Below are 10,177 nucleotides of genomic sequence, written 5' to 3' on the forward strand. Positions count from 1 at the left end.
CCTTGTTTTTGGCGACTTGGGTCGGCAGGATGGCCGACCGAGACGGCCGGCGCGAAGGCCTCAGTTAGCATGACGAGATGAATTGGCCTTATGAATTGCAAATTGGCTGGCGCTACACCCGCGCCGGCCGTGGTGGGCGGCGAAATCGCTTTATTTCCTTTATCTCCGGCGTCTCGGTCTTGGGCATTGCCTTGGGCGTGGCGGCCTTGATCATTGTTTTGTCGGTGATGAATGGCTTCCAGAAGGAGGTGCGCGATCGCATGTTGTCGGTGATCGCCCATGTGGAGTTGCTCAGCTATAACGGCGACGCCTTGCCCGATTGGCAGGCCACGGCGGCCAAGGCCAAGCAGAACCCGGCCGTGCTGGCGGCCGCGCCCTTTATCGCCTCCCAGGTCTTGGTGGCACGCGGCGACGAGATGCGCGGCGCCATCGTGCGCGGGGTGGAGCCCGAAGCGGAGAGCCATGTCACGCCCCTGGCCGCGCAGCTGAAGGACGGTGCGCTGGGCCGCTTGCAGCCGGGCGCCTGGAATATCGTCTTGGGTGTGGAGTTGGCCCGGGGCCTGGGTGTGCATGTGGGTGACAAGATCACCATCGTGACGCCCAGCGGCGATGTCTCGCCCGCCGGCACCTTGCCGCGCATGAAGCAGTTCACCGTGGCCGGCACCTTCAACGCCGGTCACTACGAGTACGACAGCGGCATGGTGCTGATCCATGTGGCCGATGCCGCCAAGCTCTTCCGCGTGGCCGGGCCCTCGGGCGTGCAGCTGAAGCTGAAAGATGTGTACCGCGCCCGTGAGGTGGGCGACGAGTTGGCGCAGAGCATGGGCCCGGAGATCCGGGTGCGCGACTGGACCCGCAGCAATGCCAGCTGGTATGACGCGGTGCAGGTCGAGAAACGCATGATGGGCATCATCCTGACTCTGATCGTCGCGGTGGCTGCCTTCAATCTGGTCTCCACCCTGGTGATGACGGTGACGGACAAGCAGGCCGATATCGCCATCCTGCGCACCCTGGGCGCCAGCCCGCGCTCCATCATGGGCATCTTCATGGTGCAGGGGGCCACGTCGGGGGTCATCGGCACCTTGTCCGGTGTGGGCCTGGGGCTCTTGGTCGCCTTCAATATCGATGTGATCGTGCCCTTTATCGAGCGGCTCTTGAACACCAGCTTTCTGCCCGGCAGCATCTATCTGATCACCAAGATGCCTAGCGATCCGCAATGGGCCGATATTTATCCCATCGCCATCATTTCCCTGATCCTGGCCTTCCTCGCCACCCTTTACCCCAGCTGGCGAGCCAGCCGCGTGCAACCCGCGGAGGCTCTGCGTTATGAGTAACACGATTGTTTTGCAAGGCCTGGGGCTGGAGCGGCGCTTCAGCGAGGGTGAGCTGGATGTGAAGGTCTTGTCCGGCGTCGATGTGACGGTGCGCAAGGGTCAGACCCTGGCCATCGTGGGCACCTCGGGCTCGGGCAAGTCCACCTTGCTGCATCTGCTGGGCGGGCTGGACAAACCCTCGGCCGGCCGTGTCGTGTTGATGGGCCAGGAGCTCAGCGGCATGAGTGAGTCGGCGCGCGGTGACTGGCGCAACCAGCATCTGGGCTTTGTCTACCAGTTCCATCACCTGCTGCCCGAGTTCAGCGCCCTGGACAATGTGGCCATGCCCTTGCGCATACGCCGCATGCCGCAGGCCGAGGCGCGGGAGATCGCCGCCCAGATGCTCAGTCGTGTCGGCCTGGGCGCGCGCTTGAAGCATCGTCCCGCCGAGCTTTCGGGTGGCGAACGCCAGCGGGTGGCGATTGCCCGTGCCCTGGTGACCCAGCCGGCCTGTGTGTTGGCCGATGAGCCCACTGGCAATCTGGACCGCAGCACCTCGCAAGCCGTCTTCGAGCTGATGCTGGCCACGGCCCGCGAGCAAGGCACGGCTTTTGTGATGGTGACCCATGATCAAGCCCTGGCCGCGCAATGCGAGGCCCAGCTGAGCCTGGTGGGTGGGCAGGTGCAGCTGGCCGCCGGGTCGCCTTTGCCGCTTTGATTCTTCTCTTCCCCAGAAAAAAGTCCTCTCGCCATGAGTTCCAAAAAGCGCTTCATCCTCAAGCTCAGCTGCCCCGACCGGGCCGGCATCGTCCACGCTGTCACTGGATTTTTGTTGGAGCAGGGCGGCAATATCCTGACCTCGGCCCAACATGGCGATGAGGACCACCAGCGCTTTTTCATGCGCATCGAGTTTGAGTGTGCGGCAGGTGCCGAGCAGGCGGCCTTGCGCCAGAGCTTTGCGCCCCTGGCCGAGCGCCTGCAAATGGACTGGGAGCTGGTGGACAGCCAGGCCAAGACCCGGGTGCTGCTGCTGGTCTCCAAGCTGGGGCATTGCCTGAACGATTTGCTGTTCCGGGTGCAGACCGGGCATCTGCCGATCGAGATCCCGGCCATCGTCTCCAACCACCGCGACTTCTATCAACTCGCGGCCTCGCACAATATTCCTTTCCACCACTTCCCCTTGCTGAACGCCAGCGAGGAGCAAAAGCAGGGTCAGGAGCGCAAGATCCGCGAGGTGATCGAAGAGAACCAGATCGATCTGGTGGTGCTGGCCCGCTATATGCAGATCTTGTCACCCGAGCTGTGCCGGGATCTCTCCGGCCGCGCCATCAATATCCACCACAGCTTTTTGCCCAGTTTCAAAGGCGCCAAGCCTTACCACCAGGCGCATCAGCGCGGCGTCAAGCTGATCGGTGCCACTGCGCACTACGTCACCTCGGATCTGGACGAAGGCCCCATCATCGAGCAAGAGGTGGCCCGCATCGATCACAGCCTGGCGCCCGAGCAATTGGTGGCCATAGGCCGCGACACCGAATGCGTGACCCTGGCCCGCGCCATCCAATGGCATGCCGAGCACCGGGTGCTGATGAACGGCAATCGGACGGTGGTGTTCCGCTGAGCTGAAGGCCTAGGCCGGCATGTGGATCGACAGCCATGTCCATCTGGACGCCCCCGAGTTCGACGCGGACCGGGAGGCGGTGGTGGCGCGGGCGCGGGCGGCCGGCGTGCAGCAGATGGTCCTGCCCGCCGTGGCCGCCTTCAACTTCGAGGCGGTGCGCGAGCAAGCTCATGCGCATGGTTTTGCCTACGCCCTAGGCATTCATCCGCTCTACATCATGCAGGCCAAGGAGCAAGACCTGAGTCTGCTGGATGCCTTGCTGAGCCAATACCGGGACGACCCGCGCCTGGTGGCCGTGGGGGAGATTGGCCTGGATTTCTTTGTGCCGGGGCTGGACCCGGCGCGGCAGCAGTTCTTTTACCGAGAACAACTCAAGCTGGCGCGGCAGCATGGCTTGCCGGTGATTTTGCATGTGCGGCGCAGTGCCGATCAGCTCTTGGCTGGCTTGCGGCGTGTGGCGGCGCAAGGCCTTGGCGTGGCTGGAATTGCCCATGCCTTCAACGGCAGTGATCAGCAGGCGCGGCATTTTGTGGAGATGGGTTTCAAGCTGGGTTTTGGTGGGACGCTCACCTTTGAGCGGTCCTTGCAGATTCGCCGTTTGGCCGGGAGCCTGCCCGAGTCCGCTCTGGTACTGGAAACCGATGCGCCTGACATCCCGCCGCATTGGCTATATCAAACCGCCGCTGCACGAGCGGCCGGTGATGGGCCTGGCTCGCGCAATGAGCCAGGCGAGTTGCCGCGCATCGCCGAATCCCTGGCCCAGCTGCGTGGCTGGGACTTGGCGCAGACGGCCGCCGTGACGACGGCCAATGTCTTGGCCGCCTTGCCCAAATTGCAAGCCCTGGCTTGAGTTAGCGATTGCGCGGTGCCACGGGCGTTTCGGGCACGGGGTAGCCTGCTGCGCCAAAGGTGGCGACCACGGCCTTGTGGGTGTCGAAGTAGACCTGCCAGTAGTGATCGGTGTGGGTGTAGGGGCGCACGCAGAGCAAGGGGCCCTCGGGAGTGAAGCCCATGATTTCTACATCGGGGGCTGGCGTCGCCGCGATATTGGGGATCTGGCTGAGGGCGGCCTTCAGGCGAGCAATGGCGTCCAGCGGGTCCACCGAGTTGGCGATCTTGGCCTGGCAGTCCACCCGGCGTACCGGCAGGCTGGAGTAGTTCTGGATGGTGTCGGAGAAGATCTTGTTATTGCCGATGATGGTTTGCACATTGTCGCCAGTGACGACGGTGGTACCGAAGAGGCCAATCTCCACCACCGTGCCGGTGATGCCGCCCACCTGCACAAAGTCGCCCACCTTGAAGGGGCGCAGCACTTGCATGAAGACGCCGGCCGCGAAATGGGTCAGCAAACCGCCCCAAGCCGTACCAATGGCCAAGCCCGCGCCAGCCAGCAAGGCGGCGAAGGATGTGGTCTTGACGCCAAACACGTCCAGCACCGCCAAGGCCAGCACGATGTTCAACATCACCGTGAGAATGGAGCGCAGATAGGTGGAAAGCGTGGAGTCGATCTTTTTGCCGCGCTCCAGCGCGCCGGCGAACAAGCGCACCAGCAGCCCTATGATCCAGCGACCGATGATCCAGACCGCCAGCGCGGCCAGAATCTTCAGTGCGAAGTCGGCACCCTGGGTGCTGAGAAAATTCCAGATCGCTTCCGTGTTCAAGCCTGCAGTGTTCATTGCCTTCTCCTGTGACTAAATCAATCGTGCCGCTCCAGTGCAAACCCGCTGATTCGGGTGGCGTGCTCGGGCGAGGCTTAGAACGAGAGCTCGCAGCCGGGCGACTACAGGGTTTGCCGCCAATCTGGTCGCCGCGTGCGAAATTGCTCGTTTTGGGCAGCTTCCCCAGCGTCGCGTCTTTGCAGAGCCAGAGTTATTACGCGCATCCGCGCAATCAATTCTGGCCCATCCTGGCGTCCCTTTGGCAGCAGGACCTGTCCCGCATGGACTACGCCGGCCGCGTGGCCATGGCTCAGGCCCAGGGTCTGGCGATTTGGGATGTGTATGGCAGCTGTTTGCGCGCGGGCAGCCTGGATAGCGCCATTCAAGAAGCGCAGGCCAATGATTTGCTTGGCCTGGCCGCGCGCATGCCGCAGCTACAAGCCATCGCCCACAATGGCGGGGAATCGGCGCGCCATATTCGCCTGACCCAGACCCTGGGACTGCCCGTCTACAAACTGCCTTCCACCAGCCCAGCCAACGCAGCCTGGTCCTTGGAGCGCAAGCGGGAAGCCTGGCGTGAGGTGCTGCAGCGCCATGGACTTTTGGAGTAAATTTTTGAGCAAGACCAAGAACAACAAGCAGCCCGCTTGGGCCCCGGCGACCCTGTCCGAGTTTGAGGGCGTGCGCTTTCTGCATCTGGACAGCATCTGGGTGCAGGGTGCCATGCGCATACGCAAGCCGCAGCAGCTGGAGCTGGAGTACATCCAGCGCATGATGGTGTGGATGTTGTGGCGAGAAACGGCCGAAGTCCGCGAAGGCCATGCCGTCCAGCTCGGTCTGGGTGCTGCAGCCATCACCCGCTTTTGCCACAAGGTCTTGCGCATGAAGACCACGGCGGTGGAGATCAATCCTACGGTGATCAGCGCGTGCCGGGCCTGGTTCCACCTGCCTGAGGACGATGGGCGGCTGACGGTGGTCAATGCCGATGCGGCACGCTGGGTGCAAGAGCCCGAGCATGTGCAGAGCGCCCAGGTCTTGAACATCGACCTCTACGATCATGACGCCGCCTCGCCGGTGCTGGACGATGAGGACTTTTATCGCCACTGCCATGGCTTGCTCGCGGACGGCGGCCTGATGACGGTGAATCTGTTCGGCCGTGATGCCAGTTTTGCCCGCAGCGCGACTCGCATCGCCCGGGTTTTCGGTAGCGATCAAGTCTGGAGCTTGGCCCCCACCAAAGAAGGCAACACCATCTTGGTGGCGGCCCGGGGTGTGCAAGTGCCGGAACGGGAGGAACTGGAGCTCAGAGCGGCTAATATCGAGTCGCAGTTCGGCCTGCCGGCGCGCAAATGGTTGCGCCTGGTGCGCCCCCTCCCTTTGAATCTCATCAACCAGCTGCAAGCTTAAGACCCCACCATGACCTTGAAAGCCAATTCAGTCTCCGCGGCGCCCAAGCTTGAAGGCCGACTGGACTGGCGGGCCATGCTGCACTGGATGCAGGAGGACGGCCTGATCGATGCCGATCAGGTGGCCCGCACCCAAGCTCGGTTTGCGGCCGGCGATAGTGCCCTGCATCCCCTGGTGCGCCTGGGGCATGCCGGTTTGAATCGCCTGGACAATGGCAAGGCACTGGACATCGACGCGCTGACCGAATGGGTGGCGGGGCGAGCCAAGCTGCCTTATCTGCGCATTGACCCGCTCAAGGTGGAGGTGGGCCGGGTCAGCGATGTGATGTCGGTTGGCTATGCCGAGGCCAAGCGCTGTTTGCCGGTGCAGGTGGGCCTCAACGAAGTGACGATTGCCACCTCGGAGCCTTTTGACACCTCCTGGGTCTCGCAGATCGAGTCGCATATGCGCAAGCCGATCAAGCGGGTGGTGGCCAACCCCCTGGAGATTGCGCGTTACACGACCGAATTCTTCACCCTGGCGCGCTCGGTGCGCGCCGCGGCCAAGGCGGGCGAGACGGCCCAGGTTGCCAGCTTCGAGCAGTTGGTGGAGTTGGGCCGCAGCAATAAGCAGCTGGACGCCAATGACCAGGGTGTGGTCCAGGTGGTGGATTGGCTGTGGCAGTACGCATTCGATCAGCGCGCCAGCGACATCCATCTGGAACCGCGGCGGGAGATGGGCGTGATCCGTTTCCGCATCGACGGCGTGCTGCACACCGTCTACCAGTTGCCGCCCACGGTGATGAGCGCCATGACCTCGCGCATCAAGCTGCTGGGGCGCATGGATGTGGTGGAACGCCGCCGCCCGCTAGACGGCCGCATCAAGACGCGCAATCCGGCCGGAGACGAGGTGGAAATGCGCTTGTCCACCTTGCCCACCGCATTCGGCGAAAAGATGGTGATGCGGATTTTCGACCCCGACACCGCCGTCAAGGACCTGACCCATCTTGGTTTTTCTAGCCACGACAGCGAGCGCTGGGAAAAGCTAGTCACCCAAGCCCACGGCATCATTCTTGTGACTGGCCCCACCGGCAGCGGCAAGACCACCACGCTGTACTCGACGCTCAAGCGCCTGGCGACCGAGGAAGTGAATGTCTGTACCATCGAGGACCCGATCGAAATGATCGAGCCGGCCTTTAACCAGACCCAGGTGCAAAGCGCTCTGGATCTGGGCTTCGCCGAAGGCCTGCGCGCCCTGATGCGGCAGGACCCGGACATCATCATGGTGGGCGAAATCCGTGATCTGGCCACGGCCGAGATGGCCATCCAGGCGGCGCTGACCGGCCATCTGGTGTTTTCGACCCTGCACACCAATGATGCGGCCTCGGCCATCACCCGCCTGACCGATCTGGGTGTGCCTTCGTATTTGATCAGCGCCACGGTGATTGGCGTGCTGGCGCAGCGCCTGGTGCGCACGCTTTGCAATCATTGCAAGGTGCCGGATCCGGCCGTGACGCGCGACACCCTCAACGAGATGCTCAAGCACTGGCGCATGAATGGCGGCGTCAAGCCTTACAAGCCGGTGGGCTGCCTGGAATGCCGAAACACTGGCTACCGCGGCCGGGCAGGGCTTTATGAGTTGCTGACGATTGGCGAGTTGGTCAAGACTCATTTGCACCCGACGCCCGATATTTCTGCCCTGCGCCGACAAGCGGTGCAAGAGGGTTTGCGGCCGCTGCGACTGGCCGGCGCGATGAAGGTGGCCGAAGGCTTGACGACGCTGGAAGAGATTCTGCGCAGCACGCCCCAGTGGCAGAGCTAGCCGGTCAGGCGAGGCGGATCGCTGCTTGCTGTTGGCTTGTGTCGCTTGGTAAGCGGGGTCAGGTCTTGCCTTTTGCCTGCCTAGAATGCGAACCCGCGCAGCCTGCGCGCTGAGAATTTTGGGGAATCTGAATGAAGATCAAGAGCCAACGTGATTTCTGGTCGGGGCTGCTGTTTGTGATCGTGGGCCTGGTGTTCGCCCTGGGCTCGACCAACTACAGCTTTGGCTCCTCGGCCCAGCCCGGCCCGGCCTACTTCCCCTTCTGGCTGGGCGTCTTGCTGACCGTGCTTGGGGGCATGGTCTTGTTCAAGGCCTTGAGCATTGAGTCCGAGGGTGGCGATCCGATCGGCAAGATCGCCTGGAAGCCTTTGTTGATCTTGCTTGGCGCCATCGTGTTCTTTGGCCTGGCGCTGCCGCGTCTGGGCCTGGTCGTGACTCTGCCTGTGCTGGTGACCTTGTCCGCTCTGGCCGGCCAAGACTTCCACTGGAAGGATGCGCTGCTCAATAGTGTGGTGTTGACGGTGGGCAGCTGGGTGATCTTTGTCTGGGGGCTCAAACTGGTCATTCCGGTTTGGCCTGTGATGTTCGGCGGCTGAGGGCAGACCATGGAATTGCTGAACAATCTTTTGCTGGGCTTTCATGTTGCCTTGACATGGCAGAACCTGCTCTACGCCTTTGGCGGGGCTGTGCTGGGTACCTTGATCGGGGTGTTGCCCGGCCTGGGGCCGGTGGCCACCATCGCCATGCTTTTGCCCTCCATCTATTCCTTGGATGCGACGCCGGCCCTGATCATGTTGGCGGGTATTTACTACGGCGCTCAGTACGGGGGCTCGACCACGGCGATTCTGATCAATGTGCCGGGTGAATCCAGCTCGGTGGTCACCGCCATCGATGGCTATCAAATGGCCAGGCAGGGCAGGGCGGGCGCGGCCTTGGCCGCTGCGGGTCTGGGCTCTTTCTTCGCCGGTTGTGTCGGCACGGTCGTCATTGCGTCCTTCGCGCAGCCCTTGATCGTGATGGCGGCCAACTTCGGCCCGGCTGAGTATTTCTCACTGATGGTGATGGGCTTGGTGGGGGCGGTGGTGCTGGCCTCGGGATCGCTGATCAAGGCGATCGCGATGATTGTGCTGGGCTTGTTGCTTGGGCAAATCAATACCGATGTGATCTCCGGCACGCCGCGCTTCTCCTTTGACATCCCGGAGTTGACTGACGGGATTGGCTTTGTCGTCATCGCCATGGGCGTGTTCGGCTTTGGCGAGATCATTGCCAATCTGGGGCAGCCGGAAGAGGAGCGCGAGGTCTTCACGCACAAGGTCGAGGGCTTGTGGCCTACCAAGCAAGACTTTCAGGAGGCTTGGCCCTCGGTCCTTCGCGGTACGGCTTTGGGCTCGGTGCTAGGTGTCTTGCCGGGCGGTGGGGCCTTGCTTGCTTCCTTTGCGTCCTACACCTTGGAGAAAAAGATCGTCAAGAATCCGCGCATCCCTTTTGGCAAGGGCGCGATTCAAGGTGTGGCGGGGCCAGAGTCGGCCAATAACGCGGGGGCCCAAACCAGCTTCATCCCCATGCTGACCTTGGGCATCCCCCCCAATGCGGTGATGGCTTTGATGGTGGGGGCGATGACGATCAAAGGCATCCAGCCGGGGCCGCAGGTGATGACCAGCAATCCCGAGTTGTTTTGGGGTTTGATTGCATCCATGTGGGTGGGCAATCTGATGTTGATCGTGCTGAACCTGCCGCTGATCGGAGTCTGGATCAAGCTCCTTACCGTGCCTTACCGCTTTCTGTTTCCGGCCATCGTGGTGTTTTGCTGCATCGGCACCTATACCTTGAGCAATAACAGCTTCGATGTCTATATGACGGCGGCCTTTGCTCTGATCGGCTATGTCTTCTACAAACTCAGTTGCGAACCTGCGCCGCTATTGTTGGGCTTCATCCTGGGGCCCATGATGGAAGAGAACTTGCGCCGCGCCCTGCTGCTGTCGCGTGGCGACTGGGGAACCTTTCTGGCGCGCCCCTTGTCGGCCGGTCTCTTGATCGCTGCCTTGTTGATGGTCGTGGTCGTCCTCTTGCCCACCATCAAGAGCAAGCGGGACGAGGCCTTTCAAGACGACTGAGTGCAGGACGCCTTGGCGCAGCGCACTCGGCGCCGTTGAAGACGCAGACAGCCATCAACGGGTCGAAGGGCCGCCTATGAACTTTTTGAAGAATCTTGCTGCGAGGGCAAAATTCCCGTGCTACAGTAGAGGGCTTCGCTGCTAGCAAGTCTTCTGTTTCGGAAACGAGCAAAGGCAGGCGGTGAAGATAAGATGTGAGTGGAAGGCGTCGAAAACAAATTGTTTAAAACGCTTGACGAGTTTGCGAAAAACAAGTCATAATCCCGC

At 62.1% G+C, this 10,177-nt stretch carries 10 protein-coding genes; 9 read left to right on the plus strand and 1 reads right to left on the minus strand.

The window, feature by feature from the left end; genetic code table 11:
- Positions 1-77: 77 nt before the first annotated feature.
- Genes DBR47_RS16355 through DBR47_RS16370 form a run of 4 tightly spaced genes read left to right on the plus strand, consistent with a single transcriptional unit; the run spans position 78 to position 3,781 of the window.
- The gene (locus DBR47_RS16355) at positions 78-1,334 is read left to right on the plus strand and encodes a lipoprotein-releasing ABC transporter permease subunit (protein ID WP_124451942.1); all 1,257 of its coding nucleotides are present in this window, start codon (positions 78-80) and stop codon (positions 1,332-1,334) included.
- Positions 1,327-2,031: a lipoprotein-releasing ABC transporter ATP-binding protein LolD gene (gene lolD / locus DBR47_RS16360; RefSeq protein WP_124451944.1), complete on the plus strand. Its 705-nt coding sequence runs from the start codon at positions 1,327-1,329 to the stop codon at positions 2,029-2,031. Before DBR47_RS16355 ends, lolD begins: the two co-directional genes overlap by 8 nt.
- Positions 2,032-2,064: 33 nt before the next feature.
- Complete coding sequence (purU, locus tag DBR47_RS16365; RefSeq protein ID WP_124451946.1) at positions 2,065-2,931, plus strand: formyltetrahydrofolate deformylase; 867 nt, start codon at positions 2,065-2,067, stop codon at positions 2,929-2,931.
- Between the two features lie 19 nt (positions 2,932-2,950).
- A complete protein-coding gene (locus tag DBR47_RS16370; protein WP_124451948.1) occupies positions 2,951-3,781 on the plus strand; it encodes a TatD family hydrolase in 831 nt (276 codons plus the stop codon).
- Between the two features lies 1 nt (position 3,782).
- On the opposite strand, the gene DBR47_RS16375 is transcribed toward DBR47_RS16370, so the two are convergent.
- Positions 3,783-4,592 carry a mechanosensitive ion channel family protein gene (locus DBR47_RS16375; protein WP_124451998.1) on the minus strand — a complete coding sequence of 270 codons (810 nt, stop codon included), beginning with the start codon at positions 4,590-4,592 and terminating at the stop codon, positions 3,783-3,785.
- A gap of 77 nt (positions 4,593-4,669) precedes the next feature.
- Here DBR47_RS16375 and DBR47_RS16380 point away from each other — a divergent pair, with 77 nt between their 5' ends.
- The 5 genes from DBR47_RS16380 (at position 4,670) to DBR47_RS16400 (ending at position 9,910) form a co-directional block, all read left to right on the plus strand.
- Positions 4,670-5,200 (plus strand): DNA-deoxyinosine glycosylase, encoded by a 531-nt coding sequence (locus tag DBR47_RS16380; protein WP_124452000.1) that lies wholly within the window; start codon positions 4,670-4,672, stop codon positions 5,198-5,200.
- A gap of 4 nt (positions 5,201-5,204) precedes the next feature.
- A complete protein-coding gene (locus DBR47_RS16385; RefSeq protein ID WP_124451950.1) occupies positions 5,205-5,996 on the plus strand; it encodes a spermidine synthase in 792 nt (263 codons plus the stop codon).
- A gap of 9 nt (positions 5,997-6,005) precedes the next feature.
- Complete coding sequence (locus DBR47_RS16390) at positions 6,006-7,796, plus strand: GspE/PulE family protein (RefSeq protein WP_124451952.1); 1,791 nt, start codon at positions 6,006-6,008, stop codon at positions 7,794-7,796.
- Positions 7,797-7,927: 131 nt separating this feature from the next.
- Positions 7,928-8,392 (plus strand): tripartite tricarboxylate transporter TctB family protein, encoded by a 465-nt coding sequence (locus DBR47_RS16395; RefSeq protein ID WP_124451954.1) that lies wholly within the window; start codon positions 7,928-7,930, stop codon positions 8,390-8,392.
- Between the two features lie 9 nt (positions 8,393-8,401).
- Positions 8,402-9,910 (plus strand): tripartite tricarboxylate transporter permease, encoded by a 1,509-nt coding sequence (locus DBR47_RS16400; protein ID WP_124451956.1) that lies wholly within the window; start codon positions 8,402-8,404, stop codon positions 9,908-9,910.
- Positions 9,911-10,177 lie beyond the last annotated feature (267 nt).

This window comes from Paucibacter sp. KBW04 (genome assembly GCF_003852425.1).
GTDB lineage: Bacteria > Pseudomonadota > Gammaproteobacteria > Burkholderiales > Burkholderiaceae_C > Paucibacter_A.